The organism is Paenibacillus sp. CB74 (assembly GCF_055687625.1).
The window spans coordinates 2975632-2994551 of the sequence record NZ_CM146009.1 but is presented as its reverse complement, the minus strand read 5'-3'; the positions used below and the strand labels follow the sequence as shown (position 1 = coordinate 2994551).

At 47.4% G+C, this 18920-nt stretch carries 15 protein-coding genes; 12 read left to right on the top strand and 3 right to left on the bottom strand.

From position 1 onward, the window contains the following. The first annotated feature begins 95 nt into the window (after nt 1–95). The 6 genes from ACX9NY_RS13160 (at nt 96) to ACX9NY_RS13135 (ending at nt 9390) form a co-directional block, all read left to right on the top strand. Nucleotides 96–1409 carry an extracellular solute-binding protein gene (locus ACX9NY_RS13160; protein ID WP_472478815.1) on the top strand — a complete coding sequence of 438 codons (1314 nt, stop codon included), beginning with the start codon at nt 96–98 and terminating at the stop codon, nt 1407–1409. Between the two features lie 147 nt (nt 1410–1556). Next, complete coding sequence (locus tag ACX9NY_RS13155; protein ID WP_253433433.1) at nt 1557–2438, top strand: carbohydrate ABC transporter permease; 882 nt, start codon at nt 1557–1559, stop codon at nt 2436–2438. Between the two features lie 14 nt (nt 2439–2452). Continuing rightward, on the top strand, nt 2453–3328 hold the full coding sequence (locus ACX9NY_RS13150; protein WP_445252558.1) for a carbohydrate ABC transporter permease: 876 nt from the start codon (nt 2453–2455) through the stop codon (nt 3326–3328). Nucleotides 3329–3358: 30 nt separating this feature from the next. Beyond that, on the top strand, nt 3359–5140 hold the full coding sequence (locus tag ACX9NY_RS13145) for a cache domain-containing sensor histidine kinase (RefSeq protein ID WP_339260312.1): 1782 nt from the start codon (nt 3359–3361) through the stop codon (nt 5138–5140). Next, a complete protein-coding gene (locus ACX9NY_RS13140) occupies nt 5137–6723 on the top strand; it encodes a helix-turn-helix domain-containing protein (RefSeq protein WP_472478812.1) in 1587 nt (528 codons plus the stop codon). Before ACX9NY_RS13145 ends, ACX9NY_RS13140 begins: the two co-directional genes overlap by 4 nt. Before the next feature lie 90 nt (nt 6724–6813). Continuing rightward, nucleotides 6814–9390, top strand: coding sequence for a beta-mannosidase (locus ACX9NY_RS13135; protein ID WP_472478810.1), 2577 nt, complete (start codon nt 6814–6816; stop codon nt 9388–9390). Nucleotides 9391–9489: 99 nt separating this feature from the next. On the opposite strand, the gene ACX9NY_RS13130 is transcribed toward ACX9NY_RS13135, so the two are convergent. Then, a complete protein-coding gene (locus tag ACX9NY_RS13130; protein ID WP_472478808.1) occupies nt 9490–10638 on the bottom strand; it encodes an FAD-dependent monooxygenase in 1149 nt (382 codons plus the stop codon). A 270-nt stretch (nt 10639–10908) separates the two neighbouring features. Here ACX9NY_RS13130 and ACX9NY_RS13125 point away from each other — a divergent pair, with 270 nt between their 5' ends. Beyond that, a complete protein-coding gene (locus ACX9NY_RS13125; RefSeq protein WP_339241265.1) occupies nt 10909–11391 on the top strand; it encodes a MarR family winged helix-turn-helix transcriptional regulator in 483 nt (160 codons plus the stop codon). A 97-nt stretch (nt 11392–11488) separates the two neighbouring features. On the opposite strand, the gene ACX9NY_RS13120 is transcribed toward ACX9NY_RS13125, so the two are convergent. Beyond that, nucleotides 11489–11788 (bottom strand): hypothetical protein, encoded by a 300-nt coding sequence (locus ACX9NY_RS13120; protein ID WP_339241268.1) that lies wholly within the window; start codon nt 11786–11788, stop codon nt 11489–11491. A gap of 213 nt (nt 11789–12001) precedes the next feature. Here ACX9NY_RS13120 and ACX9NY_RS13115 point away from each other — a divergent pair, with 213 nt between their 5' ends. From ACX9NY_RS13115 to ACX9NY_RS13095, 5 genes are all read left to right on the top strand, one after another. Next, nucleotides 12002–14026, top strand: coding sequence for a Na+/H+ antiporter (locus ACX9NY_RS13115; RefSeq protein ID WP_472478805.1), 2025 nt, complete (start codon nt 12002–12004; stop codon nt 14024–14026). A gap of 106 nt (nt 14027–14132) precedes the next feature. Further along, on the top strand, nt 14133–15074 hold the full coding sequence (locus ACX9NY_RS13110; RefSeq protein ID WP_472478803.1) for an aldo/keto reductase: 942 nt from the start codon (nt 14133–14135) through the stop codon (nt 15072–15074). A 63-nt stretch (nt 15075–15137) separates the two neighbouring features. Then, nucleotides 15138–15926 carry a polysaccharide deacetylase family protein gene (locus ACX9NY_RS13105; RefSeq protein WP_253433462.1) on the top strand — a complete coding sequence of 263 codons (789 nt, stop codon included), beginning with the start codon at nt 15138–15140 and terminating at the stop codon, nt 15924–15926. A gap of 213 nt (nt 15927–16139) precedes the next feature. Then, a complete protein-coding gene (locus tag ACX9NY_RS13100; RefSeq protein ID WP_339243006.1) occupies nt 16140–16343 on the top strand; it encodes a YwbE family protein in 204 nt (67 codons plus the stop codon). Nucleotides 16344–16345: 2 nt separating this feature from the next. Further along, nucleotides 16346–16945 carry a DUF4269 domain-containing protein gene (locus ACX9NY_RS13095; protein ID WP_472478801.1) on the top strand — a complete coding sequence of 200 codons (600 nt, stop codon included), beginning with the start codon at nt 16346–16348 and terminating at the stop codon, nt 16943–16945. A gap of 261 nt (nt 16946–17206) precedes the next feature. On the opposite strand, the gene ACX9NY_RS13090 is transcribed toward ACX9NY_RS13095, so the two are convergent. Then, nucleotides 17207–18649 carry a hypothetical protein gene (locus ACX9NY_RS13090; RefSeq protein WP_339241280.1) on the bottom strand — a complete coding sequence of 481 codons (1443 nt, stop codon included), beginning with the start codon at nt 18647–18649 and terminating at the stop codon, nt 17207–17209. Nucleotides 18650–18920 lie beyond the last annotated feature (271 nt).

Genomic DNA, 18920 nt, shown 5'->3' with positions numbered 1-18920 from the left:
TTTTTCACCCCTGCATCCGTGGATCGTCACCTTACGGTATGATAACGTTACCATTTACAATAAGTGTAATCAAATCGCCGAGGGGGAATATAGAGATGTTGAAAAAATGGCTTTCGGGTGTTCTGGCAATAACGTTGTTCTCCATTATTCTAGCTGGCTGTGCTGGCGGAGATACTTCAGAAGGAGGCAGCGGTAATGACAAAGTAACCGTAACACTCTGGCACAACTGGACCGGACAGGATGCAAAGGCGGTTGCCATGCGTCAGATTATTGAAGATTTTCGCACGGCACATCCAGATATTGAAGTCGTGGATGAAGGACTGCCTACAGATGGTCTCAAAACCCGGCTTCGCACGGTCGCAGCTGCCAACGAGATGCCAGACCTGTTCGTAATGTGGCCAGATGCCATGACTAAGGAATTTGTAAAAGGGGATCTGTTACAACCCATCAATACCGAGCTGGACGCGAAGCCGGAGTGGAAAGATAATTTTATCCCGAACGCACTGGACGGATACACCGTGGACGGGAATATCTACTCCGTGCCCATGAATCTGGCGCCGAGTTCCTTCATCTATTACAATGAAGCTCTTTTCAAACAATACAACGTGAAAGTGCCAGAGACTTGGGCGGAACTGGAACAAGCGATTGCTACGTTTAATCAAAATAAAGTCATTCCCATGGCACTTGGCAACAAGGCCAACTGGGTAGCACAATCGACCATATTCAGTACCCTGGCTGACCGGATCACCGGCACAGACTGGTTCCTGAAAGCGGTAGCTCAGGATGGTGCAAGCTTTACCGATCCACCATTTATTGAAGCCCTGAACAAAATGCAGGAGCTCGGCAACAGCAAGGCGTTCCAGGATGGATTCAATAGTATCGATGAGACACAGATGATGCAGCTTTATTTCCAAGGTAAGGCAGCGATGGTCATGAACGGCGGATGGGCCTTGGCCAATCTGGTGAACAATGCACCTGAAGAGGTATTGAACAACACGCATATTACGATTCTCCCTCCAGTGGACGGAGGTAAGGGTGAACCAAGAACCACATCCGGCGTTGTAGGAACCGGGTTGGGTGTAAGCAAAAAGCTGAGCGGTGCACAAAAAGAGGCGGCGATGGAGCTGTTCTACGCACTGGCAGGACCAGATGGTCAGAAGGCTACATTGGATAGCAGCACATTGGTGAGTTACAAGATTGATCTGGACAAAACCAAGGCGCATCCTTTGTTCGTTGAATTATATGATCTGATGCAGGAAGTAAAGATTACGCCTGTATACGATTCCAAGTTGGGATCGGCAACGGTTGAAGTTATTAACAATGCTTTGCAAGAGTTGCTCATGGGAGGTAAAGCCGAAGACATTGCGGCTAAAATCCAGGCGGCTCAAGCCAATGCAGTTAGTCAGTAATTATGGGTCAAACTAGATAGCGATTACGATGGTACAGCCAGACGATAAAGATTCAATGAACTCATCACATCGCGTATTAGCTGGTTATTCGACAAAACCCCTTCCCGGCAGGGGAGGGGTCTTTAAGTATGGAAGGGAAGTGAACAGATGAACGCACTGCGCAGTCGGCGTTTTATTATGCTGGGGCTGGCCCCGGCAGTCATCATTTATGCATTGTTTGTATTTGTACCGGTCGTATGGTCGGCGTACTACGGTTTCTTCAACTGGTCCGGCATCGGCGCATCCAAATATATTGGTATGGATAATTACGTAGAGATCTGGCATGATCCTGTATTTTGGCGGGCACTGAAAAATAACGTTATTTTTGTGTTGGCATCCGTATTTGGACAAATTCCGTTAGCACTGATGCTCGCGGTCATATTACACAAAAGCAATCCGTTACAGCGGTTCCTGCGCTCAGCCGTATTTCTGCCGATGGTACTATCGACTGTAGTGATCGGTATGATCTGGCAGTATATCTACCATCCGCAGATCGGGATATTGAACTTTCTGCTGGACGCACTGGGTCTGGAGAGTTGGAAGCTGCAATGGCTTTCCGATGACAAGATTGCGATCTTTTCCTTAGTGCCGCCGCTGCTCTGGAGCTTTGTGGGGTTGTATCTGATTATCTTCATCTCCGCATTGCAGAATATTCCAGGCGAGATTCATGATGCTGCCAAAATAGACGGTGCTTCAGGCATCCGTAAGCTGGTATCCGTCTCTTTGCCCATGATCTGGGGGACGGTTCAGGTTGCGATCATTCTATGTATCTCGGGGAGTCTGAAATCCTTCGATCTGGTCTACATCATGACCAAGGGTGGTCCGGCACATGCAACAGAACTACTTGCAACGTATATGTACAATTCGACCTTTACAACATACCGTTATGGTTTTGGTAGTGCGATCTCAACAACCATCGTACTGATCTCCCTGCTGTTGATCGGAACAAGCCAGTGGGTGACCAGTCGCAAACGAAAAGAGAATCAATAGAGAGGAGGGCTATCATGCGTGCGACACCTGTATCCATGCCATCACCACGAAGCGGCTCAGGCCATCCGATTCGCCGCCTCCGCAGCGGAATTGTTTGGACGCTGCTAACGGTCTATGGTATTTTAACATTGTATCCGTTCTACTGGCTCGTGATTAGTGCGTTCAAAACGAATGAAGATTTCTATAGCAGGCCCTTTGGTCTGCCGGAAAACTGGAATGTTGCCAATTTCAGCAATGCATGGGAAAGCTCCAGGCTGGGGACTGCTTTTGGCAATTCACTCATTGTATCCGTCGGATCACTTATTCTGACACTGTTTATTGCAGCGCTATCTTCATTCATTCTGGCCCGTTTCCAGTTTCGCTGGAAAGGGTTAATCATGACCTTCTTTGTTGTAGGTATGCTTATTCCGATTCATAGTACACTTGTCCCTTTATTTATTTTAATGAAACAGATGTCTTTGCTAAATACGTACTGGGCATTAATATTACCTTATACGGCTTTTGCATTACCTACAGCTATTTTCGTGCTTACTGCTTATCTGACAAGTGTTCCACGTGATATTGAAGAGGCAGCTTTTATTGATGGAACAGGGCTTTGGGGGCTATTTACCCGAATCATGCTGCCCATGTCCGTACCTGCGTTGTCTACGGTTACGATCCTGAGTTTCCTGCATGCGTGGAATGACTTTTCATTTGCGCTTGTATTCATCAACAAGACCGGATTGAAAACGTTACCGCTGGCCATTGCGAACTTTGCGGACGGGTATCAAACCGATTACGGGTTAACACTTGCTGCCATGACCCTATCGGTCATTCCAACCATTATCTTGTATCTCGTATTCCAGGAACAGGTTATGAAAGGCATGACAGCCGGAGCTGTTAAAGGATAAGCGAAAGCGCATCCAGAGGAGGAGAAACGTTTGGCACGCTGGCTCACATCTTCGTTACAAAGGAAGCTATCCGTTGTTGTGACAGCTTCAATGATTGTGCCATTGCTGGCTTTGGGTCTGTTCGCCTTTCTAATCTCTTCCCGCATCACGGAGCAAAAAACAAAACTGTCCGGCATGGATACGCTGAAACAGGTGGAAGCCAATCTTCGTTATATGCTGCAGGATGCCGAGAACCTGTCCATTTTCCTGATTGGAGAAAGGGATATTCAGCATTATCTTAGCCAAAATGAGGATCACGAGATGGACAGAGTGGATATCTTGGGCAGGATGACCAATCTGGCTGCTTCCAAGAAATATATCGCCAACATCGCCATATATCCGGGGCGTTTTGATGCCACATTGTCGACCGCTACCTGGTATGAATCCAGTGAATTCAACTTATCCTATCCCTCTGTTCCTAGTGGTGAAACAGTTAAACAATGGACGGGGGTATACCCGGTCCAGAATTATGCGGGTATTCAAAATGTGATCACTTTGGTTCGGCCGATTCGCAGTATCCATGATTATCGGCCCATCGGCTGGTTAGCCATTAGTCTAGATGAGAAGGCCATATCCAAGGGATGGGCCGCTCTGGGATTAGGCAGAGGGCAAGGCAGATTGGAACTTATCGGCAGTTCTGGAGAGATTCTGTCTTCGATGGACAAATCCCGGCTTGGACTTAAGCTAGATGGTGTCGAGCCTGGGATCACAACGTTAGTTCAGGCTGGTGGTAGCGGAACCACTACGTATGGCAGTGGTGAGGATAAACGGACGCTGCTCTATTATCCGGAAGAATTGACGGGGTGGACGTTGGTCGGAACAGTCCCATATGATCAGTACAAGTCCGAGAATCGGTATATCCTTATTCTGACCGGGTGCGCCGTTGCCATGTCTGCTGCGATCAGTGCAGGTTTGGTCTGGTTTACGGTGCGGCGTGTGACGCGGCCGCTTCGCGTGCTTACCAGACATCTGTCCAGAATTGATCCGGAACGTCCTCTTCCACTGTTTCGGTCTGAAAGTGATGACGAGATCGGCAGGCTTGGGGAGAGTTACAATCTGCTCGGTTCACACATTCAGTTATTGAAGGAAGAGGTTATTCGCGGTGAAGCTCGCAAAAAGGAAGCGGATCTTCGGGTGCTCCAGGCGCAGATTAATCCGCACTTCCTATATAACACGCTCTCTTCAATTCACTGGATTGCCTTGATGTCCGAAGAGAAGCGGATCGCGGACATGGTTGAGGGCTTGAGTGATTTTCTGCGCATCAGTTTAAACAATGGTCAGGATTATTATCCTGTGGAACAAGAGATTGCTCATATCCGACATTATGTGCGGGTGCAGTCCATTCGTTTCCCTGATCAATTCGTATTGCATTACATCGTTGATCCAGCGCTTGAGAAGCGAATGATGCTGAAACTGTTGCTGCAACCGCTCGTTGAGAATGCCATGATTCATGGCATTCAGCCCAAAGCAGGCGTGGGTACCATCACTATAATGATTCGCAAGGACCCGGATAATGAACAGATGAATGTACTGGTACTGGATGATGGTGTCGGCATGGAGCCGAACAGGCTGGAGCAATTAAGGATAAGTATTAGGGAATGGAAGGGAAAACAGCCGGAAAAACAGCTAAACCAAGGCGGTTATGGACTCTGCAATGTGAATGAGAGACTGCTTCTCCATTATGGAGCGGATGCACAGCTAGAAGTCGACAGCAGGGTTGGGGGAGGTACCCGGATTTCGTTTTCCATTCCAATCTTGGAGGGTTCGCCATGAGACTATTAATTGTGGATGATGAAGTAATTATCCGTACAGGGCTTGCCAGCGTTATCGCTTGGCATGAACTCGGAATTGAACTTCTTCAACCGGCTGCCTCGGCAGAGGAGGCGTTAGCACGCATGGCTGAGGAACGTCCGCATATCCTGATGACGGATATTCGGATGACGGGCAGATCAGGGCTGGAACTGGCAGAAGAGGGACTGCGATTGTTACCTGAGCTGGAGGTCATTATTTTGTCCGGATACGATGACTTTTCTTATGCGCAGCAGGCGATACGCCAAGGGGTTACAGATTATCTGCTCAAAACAAGCAAGCCGGAAGAGATCATCAAGACCGTATTACAGGCCAAACAACGGATCACGGAACGTTGGGCAGAGAAGTCCAGAGAGGGACAGCTTATGCGGGAGAATCGGGAGCGGTTATTTGCTGGTTGGATCATTGACGGTGACACCACTTCGGGCCAATTTCCTTCGTTTTTGCGTTCTGATGCTGGAATAGAGGCAGCGAATGATGGTCTTGATGATGAACAGATTCGCAGACAAGTCATTGTACTTCGAGCAGAGGGTTGGGATCGATCCTCGGATGCACTATTACGATTCGCGGTGCAGAATACCCTGGAGGATATGCTACCGGGTGCCATTGCGCATATAGAGAAACAGCAAATTATATGTGTAGTTTCATGGGCGCCTGTGGAACAGGAATATCCGTTCAAGCTGGAGAGTGCATTACGTCGGGTGGAGCAATTACTGAAGTGTACTCTGCGTGCAGCAGTAGGTCTGCCTGTGCATGGATATGCAGATCTGCACGAAAGCTACCGAACGGCTTCAACTGCTTTCCGATATCGAGGTTTGATGGATGATAAAGTATGGCATTATGAGCACGTTCAGGAGCGCCAAGGTGGTAAAACTGTACTTACGCATGAAGAAGAGACCACACTTGGTTCAATATTGTTAGATAATGATTCAGTGAGGTTAACGACATGGACGCGTGAACTGGTGGCTAATCTGACTACGGAACCGGAGGTCACGCCAGAATCGTTCAGTGCTTGTCTGCACTCTGCGGTCATTGCAGGTCATCGCTGGCTTACCCGTACAATGCGAGCGACAGGGCGTGAAGAAACCGCAAGGCTTGAACCCTGGTTGCCGGAACCGGATGCCGAAGCTGTAGATCTTGGGGATATGTTGTTCCACCATCTGTATGGTCTGATGCATGTCTATCATAGCCGAATGGGTCAGGGACAGGCTGCCCATGTGCAAAAGGCTATTGGTTATATTGAATCATCACTGGCACAGGACATTAATCTGCAGCAGGTAGCTGGACATGTTCATTTGCATCCGGGTCACCTGAGTGAACTTTTTAAAAAAGAAATGGGTGTGACCTTTGGAGATTTTGTCACCGATATGCGTATCCGAAGAGCGATGGATATGCTCGCGGTGTCTCCAGCGAAGGTCAGTGAAGTCGCTGCTATCAGCGGCTACGAAGACGTGAAATATTTTAGCAGGCTGTTCAAAAAACATACCGGCAAGACCCCGAGTGAATATCGAGAAGAGGCGCTGTCGTTCAAACCTTCGGGAAGTTAGAAATGAGCAGACCAGGCAGCATGTCTTGCATTTCTGCAAACGTTTTCGATAGAGTATTACTCAGGGTTATTGGAGAGTGAGGGTGTATTAATGAAGATCCATAGTTCAAGTCAGGATTTATCGGGACAATGGAAAATACAGCATTTTGAAGTTGGAGAGAAACGGGCTATGGATGTGGCAGCTGCTGCGCTGGATGACCGTTTCTGGATCGGGGCAGAAGTGCCTGGGGATGTACATGCTGCACTGATTGAGCGCAGTATCATTGATCCGCCCTATTACGGCCATAATGATGCCAAAAGTCGCTGGATTGAGCAAAAGGAATGGTGGTACCGTACAACCTTCAATCTGGTGAGAGATGCGGAGACGGAAGAGCACTTTGAACTGGTGTTTGAAGGATTGGATACGTTTGCAACGGTATATGTGAATGGCCATGAAGTTGGAAAAACGGCTAATATGCTTATGTCACATACATTTAATGTAACGTCTCTGGTACGCAGTGGCTGGAATGCGATTGCTGTCAAGTTCGATCCGCTTCACCTGCATCACCGGGACAAGGAAACCTTCGACTGGTCCTCGTATACGAAGGAACGGCCATGGCTGCGCAAAGCAGCGATGAACTTTGGCTGGGACTGGGGGCCACGCATGGTGACGGTGGGAATCTGGGGTGCTGTACGGCTGGAAAAACGAACAATAGCCAAGCTGGAAAGTGTGTATGCTCGAACGGAATCAGTCAGTCCAGAGCATGCTGTGTTACACGTCACGGCAGATGTGAAGTCCGTCTTGTCTTTCCGCAGCAGACAGAAACGTGAGCAGACTGTGGTTACGTCCTGTAATGTTCGTCTGCTGGATCGCAACGGACACGAGGTAGCAGGTGCCAATGAACTGCCTGTAGAAGGTGGTAAGGCAGATACCACGTTGAACGTCACGTCACCTCAGTTATGGTGGACTCATGATCTGGGTGAGCCGTATCTGTATACGTTAGAGGTTACATTGTGTGCTGACGGCATCGAGGTGGATCGTTACAGCGAACCTTATGGGTTACGAACCATTGAGCTGGCACTTCACAATGAACAGGGTGAAGATGCATTTACGTTTATTCTGAACGGAGTCAAAGTATATGCCAAGGGTGCCAACTGGATTCCGGCTGATCATCTGATTGGTGCCATCCCGAGCTCCCGGTATCGTGAGCTTGTCGAGCTGTCGGTAGAAGGACATATGAACATGCTGCGCGTCTGGGCCGGTGGCATCTATGAGAAGGATGTCTTCTACGATGAGTGTGACCGGCAAGGGGTGTTGGTGTGGCAGGATTTTGCATTTGCGAACGCGTTGTTCCCGGATTTCAATCGTGATTTCATGGATAATGTCCGGCAAGAGGTAGAAAACAATGTCATCCGTCTGCGTAACCGTGCCTCGCTTGCCATCTGGTGTGGCAATAACGAGATTGACTGGCTTTATGACATGAAGTCTGCAAGTGGGGATATTACCAGTCCGTTCTACGGCGAACTTATCTATCATGAACTGATCCCTGAAATGCTGGATCGCTTGGATCTGTCCCGTCCGTACTGGCCTTCTTCTCCGTTTGGGGATAGCAATGGTCAGGATGCGAATGATCCCGATGTCGGGGATCGTCACAACTGGCAGGTATGGCATGGCTCGGTCTATCCAAGGAAGCATGGAGAGCCGCCCCTGCTGGACTATAGTATTGAAGGTGTGACGTTCAAAAATTATAAAAAGGATCATGCGCTTTTCAGCAGTGAATTTGGTATGCATGCCTCGGCCAATCGTTACACGCTGGAGAAAAATATGCCCGCAGGGCAGTTTTATTGGGGCAGTCCGGAGATGGCCTACCGTAACAAGGATACCAACCATCAAAAAGGCATTCTGCTGATGGAAGGTTACACAGGCATTCCGCAAAATATAGAAGAATACATGAACTATTCCATGCTGACTCAAGCAGAAGGATTGCGCTACGGAATTGAACATTTCCGACGGATTAATCACCGTAACAGCGGTGCACTCGTGTGGCAATTAAATGATAGTTGGCCAGGTACAAGCTGGTCCATGATTGATTATGAACTGCTGCCGAAGGCATCCTTTTATTACGGGAAAATATTCTTTCATCCTGTCTTGTTGTCACTGGAGCATGAGCCGGGGGAGCCGCTTGCGTTGTGGGTCGTGAACGATACACGGGACGTGCTGAAAGGCGAGCTTCGGTTCAATGTCTATGAATTGCAAGGAGAGAAGATCTATTCCAGCACACATGCTGTTGAAGTAACATCTCAATCCGCATTGTGTATTGCCGAATTAACTGAAGTAGAGGTGTTACAGGGCAGACGTGCGGAGGAAGTCATGGTTGAGTTGGTATCCGAAGGATTTACGGCGCCGATCAATCGGTACTTCTTGCGTGATCCTAAGGATGTGTCATTGCCGGAATCTCAATTGAGTGTACATGTGAATGAAGAGGAACAGTCTGTAACGGTTACGGCGAGTGGAGCAATTGCACGATTGGTGAAGTTGGAGCTCCCTCTTGGGCGTGTGCGATTCAGTGATAATTATTTTGATCTGCTCCCGGGCGAGAGCCGGACGGTAAGACTTCGTCATCCAGAGCGATCGTCTTTGCCACTGACGGAACTTCGAGTCAGTGCCATGAACGGCAGAGAAGGATAAAATAATAATAATAGACTTCGACTTCGATTCTAGTTCGAGGTTTTAAGGTGGTAATCCTGATCAGGGATGCCACCTTTTTTGCTTTTGCAGTAAGTGAATTCATGTATTCGTGTCAGGTGATCTTATCGGGTTTTGAAGAAAAGATTCATAGCGCTGCTGAAAAGAAGTCTCCATCTCCACTTGTCGTGCAAGTTGCTGTTGAACCTTCGCTCCGCGAATCGTCTGAAGTTCCTGAAGTTGTGCAGTGGAACTGAATTGGTCTGTGGCCATCTGAACAAGTAATTCGGAAAGCACATCCGCATCTTCGAGCGCAGCATTAAGTCCGAACGCACCGGTTGGGGTCATGGTATGAGCGGCATCACCGATGAGTACAACATTGTCTTGTGCCCACGACTGGCAATAGCTGCTTTCGACAGATAACAGAACAAAATCACTCCAGCTCTGAATGTTGGCAGCTACAGAATCAGACAGGCAAGGAAATGCGGAGACAAGTTTGTCTACAAAAGGAGCAATCGGCTGCTCTCGCAGCTTGGAGTATGCTCCTTCGGGGATGTTCCAGCCAATCTGAACATAACCGCCAAACTGTGAGAACAGTGCGAGCTGTTGACCATCCATGCTGGCCATCCGAACAGCCGGTTCCCAACCTATCGGTGCCGGAATACGCGCCCACAGTAGATCATACCCATGCTTGCGAATTTCGGGGGTCAAACCGGAATGTTTGCGTACAGCAGAGTATCTGCCATCAGCACCGACAATAACAGATGCTTCGATGGAGGCGGGCACGCCGTTCTGTCGAATGTTAATACCAACGATATGGCCGTTTTTGTCTCGTAACATACCCGTCATTATCGTATTGAATCGTACTGGTTCGTTTGAACTGTGCTGCTGAGCGTGCGACGTGATGGCTTCCAGGAGATGATCTTGCGGAACATGAATACCCACATGCGATTCTCCGTTACTCGGGGATATTGTATGAACAATCTGACCATTTTCCCAATATTGAATCTGCTCCAAGAGCAGTGCTCCACGTTCCTTGACGAGGGAATAGAGGCCGTGTTTATTTAAAATTGTTTCGCCGTCCACATTGAGCAACTCTCCGCGGAATGATTTGTGCAGGTGGGGTTGCCGCTCTATGAGCATCGTGGATATTCCTTTTTGATTCAGTAAATATGAAAGTAAGGCACCACCTGGCCCAGCGCCGACGATGCAAACATCCGTTTTTAATGGTGATTGTAAGTTCTGATTCATGTGCATAAGTCCCTTGCAGTATAATGGTGACTCTTGTTTACTTTATAACAACAAATTTATTAAAATCATTAAGTAACTAAAAGTAACTTTGAAGATATAGGTTATTATAAACAAACCCGTTGCCATAATGCAATAGCTGCAACCCAAAATAGAACACAAGTCTTTCGGTAGAGTATAAGGTGTCCAATACAAGCGTATTTTTCACAAACATCATAGTGTAAATATGTTACAATATAAGGTAGGTTATGATGAAAGGCAGGAGGAACGTTTATGAGCCCGGATACGGAGCGAAACTCTCAATTGGCAAATGTAGATCAATTGTTGGAGGCCTTCTTCAGATATAAAAATAAAGTATTGGATCAGCAGCAGAAGACCGAAACCAACTGTAAACTGAATCCGACAAAAAGTCATATATTGGGCATGATTTTACGTGAACAACGCTGTATGGCGGTTGATGTGGCGAGACAACTCAGCTTGTCCTCCGGTGCAACCACGATTGTACTGAATCAACTGGAAACGGAAGGCTTGATCCAGCGGGTGCGCAGTGAAGAAGATCGTAGAATTGTTTGGCTGTCCTTAACGGATGAAGGGGCGCAGCTTGCGAAGACACTTAATGCGAATCGTGGCCGAATGACCTGGGAATTGTTGCAAGCACTTTCCGAAGAGGAGCAGCAGCAGATGTTCGGCATGTTGAAGAAAATTGAACTGAAACTGCTGGAGAACATGAAGTCGTTTGAGCAGATCCATCGATAATGAACATATGACTTGTTCTTTTGAAGACGTCAGTCCTCATGAGTTCGTCCCTTTTTGCGGGGGGATGAGCCTTGAAGACTGGCGTTTTTGAGTTTGTTCACAAATGGAAGCGAACCACATGATCCGTCAATCCTTCCTGAATCAACACTTCTTTTTGTTTCCTGCCCATCAGGTCAAAGTGGGGAAATGGCTGCCGCTGATGAATATATCGCGGGTCCAACCCGTGATCGTTACACCAACACTCGAGACGTTCCAGATCTGAACAGCCAACTTTGGTGACACTGGTGATGCCGGGGAATCGGTTGTCAATCCAGAAATGAGTGAGGTACGCAATCTCACCACGAGCGACTTGTTCCTTCCACGCAGCCAACTCTTGTCGTTTAATTCCAAATGCCATAGATGCAAGTTCCTTTCCAAACGGGTATTGTCCTGAGCATATTGTAACATCTTATATACAGAATCCATCAGAATTCTTCAAAATAGACTAGTCTGAGACGAGTTGATTGGGTATATGAATATGACAACATTTTTATAACAAAGTCTGGATTATGTTAAAATAAACCTATACAACAAAGGTTTCACACTTCTATAGCGGAAAGGGATTGTCATCATGGAAATATTTATAGCCGTACTTGTTTTACTGGTACTGATCGGTTTATCGAACATCCTCAACCGGTTTGTACCTTTTATTCCCGTTCCGCTCATTCAAATCGTGCTCGGTGTAGCCATAGCTCTGCTTCCTGCCGGGGTACACTTGCAGTTGAATCCGGAATTGTTCTTTGTACTTTTCATCGCACCATTGTTATACAACGATGGGAAGCGAACACCACGGAATGAATTATGGAATCTCCGTGCACCTATCCTTCTGCTTGCGTTGGGACTTGTATTCGTGACGGTGGTTGTGGCGGGATATGCCATTCATTGGCTGATTCCTACGATTCCGTTACCCGCGGCTTTTGCTCTTGCAGCCATATTGTCCCCGACAGATGCAGTGGCCGTTGGTGCTATGGCAGGACGAGTACATTTGCCTAAAAGCATACATAGGCTTCTTGAAGGTGAAGCATTAATGAATGATGCATCCGGCTTGGTCGCCTTCAAATTCGCCATTGCAGCCACGGTCACAGGTGTGTTTTCCCTGGCACAGGCAACCTTCAGTTTTATTCTGATTGCCATTGGCGGACTTCTCGTCGGAGCATTGTTATCTTTTCTATTAATCCGGCTTGGGATGTGGATTCGCAGACTGGGCATGGAAGATGTAACAATTCACATGCTGTTGCAAATACTCACGCCATTTATCATCTATCTGGTAAGTGAAGAAATTGGGGTATCAGGTATTCTTGCGGTAGTGGCAGGCGGTATTATCCACGCCATTGAGCGTGACCGCGCTGAATCGGTTCAGCTGAAAATGCAGGTGGTATCTGCCAGCACATGGTCAGTCATTTTATTTATACTAAATGGGCTGGTGTTTGTAATTCTGGGTGTACAGGTCCCGGATGTTTTAAGTACCATTTTCGAAAATGTATCGTTTAATAATCTACAAGTGCTGGGCTATGTGGGCTTGATCTCGGTGCTACTGCTGGTTCTGCGCTTTCTCTGGATCTATCTGTTCTGGCAAGGGAATGAATGGCTGCGTACCAAATCCTCTATAGGCAGACCCAAATTCAAGGATATCACGATTATTTCCCTATCTGGAGTACGTGGGGCTGTCACATTGGCGGGTGCCTTCTCCATTCCTTATGTGCTTCAGGATGGTTCACCTTTCCCTGAACGGGATCTCATTATTTTCCTGGCGGCAGGGGTGATCCTTTTCTCCCTGATTGCGGCGAGTGTGTTTCTTCCGGTTTTGGCAAAGAACCCTGGGGGATCCACCGAAGAAACACCACAGAAGTCCGAGCGAAAAGCACATGACATTATGCTGAATGCCGCAATACGGGCTGTCAAATCCGAAATGAATGATGAAAACAAAGCTGCAGCACTCGCGGTCGTCTCCGATCTGTCCAAATATATCAGGCAGGCCGCAGGTCAGCTTACCGCAGATAAACGCAAATATATCCAGAAACAGGAAACGGCTATTAACCTGATTGCCACCCGAGCGGAACGAAAAGAAATCGAAGCGATGCTGGATGAAAATGCAATTGCTTCCGATGCTGCTTTCAAATGTGACAGTTGGCTGGATCGTAAGGAAATGATGTTGGCCAATCGCGCAAACACTCAGATGATGACCTCAATCAATGAGATCGGGCGTATGCTGGGTCATCTATTCACCAATCGATCCCAGAAGCCGAGTCAACCCTTCATGCTAGAAAATGCAGAACTTTTCCGTCAGGTGAAGTTACGCACCTCTGAAGCGGCAATTAAGGCCATTCGTGCCCATATGAACGATGGGAATCGAATCGTAGCTTTGTCAGTCATCGCCAAATATGAACGTGTCATTGCCAAACTGCGAACCTGGAACCAAGGGAAAACGGAAGATCCGTTTAATCAGGAGAAGCTTGAGTTGCAGATGGTGGCGATTCAGGAACAGCGCAATACAGTGCAACAATTGTATGAGAACGGTGAGATTAATCGTGATGTGGCTGCCAAGCTGCGCCGGTTTATTAATGATGTGGAAGCAACTGCGTTGAAAAATACCTAATCCGATAAATCCGATATTTTAAATAAGTTAAACGGTCTGATATACTATGGAACAAGAAAATGAATCACTATCCATTATATATCGATCAGTAAGGGAGAGATGACACATGGCAAAACAACAAATACGGTTGGGCAAGACCGATCTGGTCGTAAATCCCATTGGACTGGGTGCAAATGCTGTAGGAGGGCATAATATCTATCCGGATATGCTGAATGATGAGACGGGTAAGGAAGTAGTTCGTACAGCTTTGAAACAAGGGATTAACTTTCTGGATACGGCATATATTTACGGACCTGAGCATTCAGAGCGATTGATCGGCGAAGTATTGAAGGAAACCGGTCAGCGTCAGAATACCATCATTGCGACCAAGGCAGCTCATAAATTGGTGGATGGCAAGATTGTCATGGATAACTCACCTGCTTTTCTGAAGACATCCGTGGATGAGGCGTTGAAACGTCTGCAAACGGATTACATTGATCTGTTCTACATTCACTTTCCGGATGAACATACGCCTAAGGATGAAGCGGTAGATGCGTTAAAACAATTAAAAGACGCTGGTAAAATTCGTGCGATTGGCGTATCTAATTTCTCCATGAATCAGTTACGTGAAGCCAACAAAGACGGGCATGTAGACGTATTACAATCTGAATATAATCTGTTCAAAAGAGAAGCGGAGAAAGAGCTGTTGCCGTATACGGCTGAGCATAATATTTCTTTTGTGCCTTACTTCCCATTGGCAGCGGGACTGCTCGGTGGTAAATATAATCGCAATACAACCTTTCAGGATGGACGGGCGAAGAATCCGCTGTTCACGGGTGAAGCCTTCATCGAAAATTTGGATAAAGTTGAGCAACTGCGCAGCATAGCACAATCTAAGGATGTTGAGGTTGCTCATCTGGTTCTGGCCTGGTACCTGACGCAGCCTTCGATTGATGCACTGATTCCAGGTGCCAAGAGACCAGAGCAGGTCATTAACAATCTGCAAACATTAAATGTGGAATTAACTGCTGAAGAAATTGCCGTCGTGGATCAGATCTTTCGTTCATGAGTTCGGGTGAATCGGGAAATGCTAACAGGGAGTTTACGTTTGAAGACAAAGTGAGGACACAACATGAACCTGAAGGCAGCCCGAGTCATCGGAATGTTCACGCTAATTATTTTGCTGGGTAGCAGTTCTGCTTATGCGAAGCCTGTACAGAAGAACCGTCAGTATTATGAGGAACGAGGAGAGATCGTGTGGGAAGTTCCCACACAGGATAAACTCATCGCTCTGACCTTTGATGATGGACCAGATCCGGTTCAGACTCCGCAGATTCTGGCATTGCTTCAGCAATATCAAGCCAAAGGAACCTTTTTTGTACTAGGCAAATGGGCAGAAAAATTTCCTGAACTGATTAAGCAGGAACAGCTCGAAGGGCATGAAATCGCCAATCATACGTATGCGCACACGTATGCAGTCCGATCAACACGTGCGGACAAGTACATGAAGGATATGAACGCAGCGGAAAGTTCCATCATTGAAGCGGGTGCGGAGCGGCCCTTGTTGTTCAGACCGCCTGGCGGTTATTACAATGATATGGTCATTCAGGCTGCCAAACAAAAAGGGTATACCATCGTACTCTGGTCCTGGCATCAGGATACACGAGACTGGGCTTCCCCAGGTGTGTCGGCTATCGTTAAAAAAGTACTGAATAACGCCCGTAATGGGGATATTGTACTCTTCCATGATAAGGTGGAAGGCAAATCCCATACGGTAGCTGCACTCAAAACGATTTTGCCAAAGTTACAGCAGCAGGGATATCGATTCGTGACGGTGTCTGAGCTGCTTGCTGTGAAGGCACGTGAAGCTGCGAAGGATGGGGCTGCACCTTCTTCTTCGTTGAAGCATGTGAAGCCCTAGATATTGCAATTCAATTAGAAACCGCAGGCCTCGGGATATAGAGACCTGCGGTTTCTTTATATTTGATCTCTATATGAAACATGAATCCAGGAGTGGGAGGTGTTGTCTGTCTCCCTTTTGTTTTGAAACCAAAACGTCTACAATAGATGGAGCTTTGTATGAAGAGCTACTTGAACCATGATATGAATGATGACATAGAGGAGAGTGAACATGATGAATGGACAACAACGAATAAATATTAAACCGGGTCTTGAAGTGGACATTGTATTGAAGCAGGACCAAGCTACAGGTAAGCTGACACGTGGCATTGTAAAGGATCTGTTAACCAAGTCCCCTACCCATCCACACGGAATCAAAGTACGACTGACGAGTGGCCAAGTGGGACGTGTGAAACAGGTCATTACAGGATCGAACTAACTGTGGCTAAAGGCGTTGAAATGAGCACGACCGCAGAAGTAATGGCACATCTTGCTTCGGGTAATGCACGTCAGCAGGACGCATATCGCGTAATACAGAGCAGTGGTTTGCTCGAACTATTAGCTGCCTACCACCCCTATCCGGCGGGCACAGTACCGATTGATGTTGATGTTCCGGGCAGTGATCTGGATCTGCTGTGTTATGCGGAGGATCTGGATGCCTTCAAAGCTGAGATGTATGAACAGATCGGAGCGATTGGTGAGTTTCAATGTGTTCGTGGTGGGGATCTTCCAGACCAACGTCCTTATGTGACTTGTCATTTGCAAGTGGGACATTGGCCTGTGGAGATTTTTGCCCAATCCGTGCCAGTTAACAGGCAGAATGCATACCTACATATGATTGTGGAGTGGAGATTGTTACAACTGTGGGGAGACGCAGGACATCGTGAGATCCGCAGACTAAAACAAGCAGGGTGGAAGACGGAGCCTGCATTTGCTTCTGTACTTGGATTACAGGGAGATCCATATGTGGAGATGCTGCATCTGGCCGAGATGAAGCGTGAAGAGCTCTGGAGATGGGCGCGTTCACGCACGTTTTTTTAAAATGTCTATTTGAGATGAACTAATCATTTACACGATAACGGAGAGGACAGAAAAAACCTGAAAAAGCGAAGCTACAAGCTTTCTACAAGAAAGCTACTTCGAAAGCATACACTTCGCCTAAAAGCTTTCTGAAAGAAAGCTACATCGGAAGCATATGCTTATTACCTGATTTTCCCTTTATCAAGGGAATCAAAAAATCTGGGAATAACAGCGATTGGAAGGTGCTTCTGTCATCGAAGTGTCAGTGTAAATAACCTTTGCTCAGATCAGAAAGATAGCTACAATCGTCGTTACCGTAAGTCCCAGCAATACAGGCTTCAGGTTGCGTCTTGCAAGTTCAAAAGGACTGACTCCGCAGATTGCAGCAGCAGGAATTAACGCCCATGGAATCAAGGTTCCGCCACCTACCCATATGGCTGCAACCTGACCCAGCGCGGTCAGCACAGGTGCAGAACCTGCCGAACCTGCAAACATGGACGCAATCGAGCCAACCAGGGAAATACCCGAGAACCCCGAACCATCCATTCCGGTCACTGCTCCGGTCACCGTCATTGTAATTGCGCCCACGGTTCCATTCAGTGGCACCAGTCCAGCAAGTGCGACCCCGAGATCATTCACGATCCCGTGAGAACCTTCAGGAAGAGGGTTGCTGAACAACTCCGTAATTGCAGCATCTCCCAGATAAAAAAACGCAGCTATGGGAATAACCGGTCCAAATACCTTGAAACCAAACTGAAATCCTTCTATTAAATAATGGGTCGTTTCCTCAGGTCCAGCATGACGATGTGCGGCAAGGGTGACAGCGATCAGTATGACCACAGCGGTTCCACCAATCAGAGCGGTTGCATCGCCGCCTTGCAACTTCAATACAAACATCAGAATTACATCAACTGCGAATAACAGAGGGATAAGCAGTGCAAAAGCTTTTTGCAGACGGGGTGACATCACTTGACCTTGAACAGGCTGATTAGCAGGTAGGGTGGTGGGCACAGTCTCTGATGAGGAAGAGGGTTCCGTGCTCACGGTACCTGATATGGCATCTGGAGAATGAACAGGTGAGCCTGATCTCATCTCTTTGCGCAGCATCCAGAAGGCTGTAAGGGTAGATACGGTTCCCATGACAATAACCAAAGGGATGCTGGCCGTCATGACGGAAGTAACGGGTAGACCGGCTGCATCAGCTGTGAGTTTGGGAGCCCCCTGAATAATGTAATCTCCTGACAGTGCAATCCCGTGTCCAAACAGGTTCATGGCAATGGCAGCTCCAATGGGAGGAAGACCTACACGCACCGCTACAGGAAGAAGAACTGCACCGACGAGTGCTACGGCCGGCGATGGCCAGAAAAATAGCGATACGACCATCATAATCAATCCGATACCCCAATATGCGACCTGAGGAGAACGGATAAACCGGGTGACGGGTGTCACCATGACCTCATTAATACCGGTTCTGATCAGAACACGGCTCATCGCTACAATAATCGAGATGATAAAGATCGTACTTATCAATTCTTTTGTTGCATAGATAAAACTGCTGAAGATCCCGGCAACTGAGCCGCTTAAGGTTTCGGTTGCCAGAAGTCCAATGGTCATAATACCCGCGACACAGATGATCGTGGTGTCCCTGCGCCGGATCATTACGGCGATGATCAAGACGATAAATGCCAGATAGACATAATGTAATGCAGTGAGTTGAATATTCATTGAACAGGCCTCCCTACATCCTGGTGAATAACCCAAGGAGTGATATATCGTATGCATGTCAAGACCGGGCGTTCGTGGAGTCCGGGGCTTGCTACATCATTTATTTTTAGGGAGAAGCTTCAGAGTAATAATGAAGGATTTTTTTTACAACTGGAGAATTTATTACAACATGAAGCTTGTTACTATCGAAATGGGAGCGGATGAAAGTCACCAGAATTGACATATGAAGGTCACGGGAACCCATAGACAATGGCAAGCAGGGGTGATTACA

Excerpts from the sequence above, each read along its gene's own strand:
- ACX9NY_RS13160 (WP_472478815.1), top strand. The coding sequence starts at position 96 with ATGTTGAAAAAATGGCTTTCGGGTGTTCTGGCAATAACGTTGTTCTCC.
- ACX9NY_RS13155 (WP_253433433.1), top strand. The coding sequence starts at position 1,557 with ATGAACGCACTGCGCAGTCGGCGTTTTATTATGCTGGGGCTGGCCCCG.
- ACX9NY_RS13150 (WP_445252558.1), top strand. The coding sequence starts at position 2,453 with ATGCGTGCGACACCTGTATCCATGCCATCACCACGAAGCGGCTCAGGC.
- ACX9NY_RS13140 (WP_472478812.1), top strand. The coding sequence starts at position 5,137 with ATGAGACTATTAATTGTGGATGATGAAGTAATTATCCGTACAGGGCTT.
- ACX9NY_RS13135 (WP_472478810.1), top strand. The coding sequence starts at position 6,814 with ATGAAGATCCATAGTTCAAGTCAGGATTTATCGGGACAATGGAAAATA.
- ACX9NY_RS13130 (WP_472478808.1), bottom strand. The coding sequence starts at position 10,638 with ATGAATCAGAACTTACAATCACCATTAAAAACGGATGTTTGCATCGTC.
- ACX9NY_RS13125 (WP_339241265.1), top strand. The coding sequence starts at position 10,909 with ATGAGCCCGGATACGGAGCGAAACTCTCAATTGGCAAATGTAGATCAA.
- ACX9NY_RS13120 (WP_339241268.1), bottom strand. The coding sequence starts at position 11,788 with ATGGCATTTGGAATTAAACGACAAGAGTTGGCTGCGTGGAAGGAACAA.
- ACX9NY_RS13115 (WP_472478805.1), top strand. The coding sequence starts at position 12,002 with ATGGAAATATTTATAGCCGTACTTGTTTTACTGGTACTGATCGGTTTA.
- ACX9NY_RS13110 (WP_472478803.1), top strand. The coding sequence starts at position 14,133 with ATGGCAAAACAACAAATACGGTTGGGCAAGACCGATCTGGTCGTAAAT.
- ACX9NY_RS13105 (WP_253433462.1), top strand. The coding sequence starts at position 15,138 with ATGAACCTGAAGGCAGCCCGAGTCATCGGAATGTTCACGCTAATTATT.
- ACX9NY_RS13100 (WP_339243006.1), top strand. The coding sequence starts at position 16,140 with ATGAATGGACAACAACGAATAAATATTAAACCGGGTCTTGAAGTGGAC.
- ACX9NY_RS13090 (WP_339241280.1), bottom strand. The coding sequence starts at position 18,649 with ATGAATATTCAACTCACTGCATTACATTATGTCTATCTGGCATTTATC.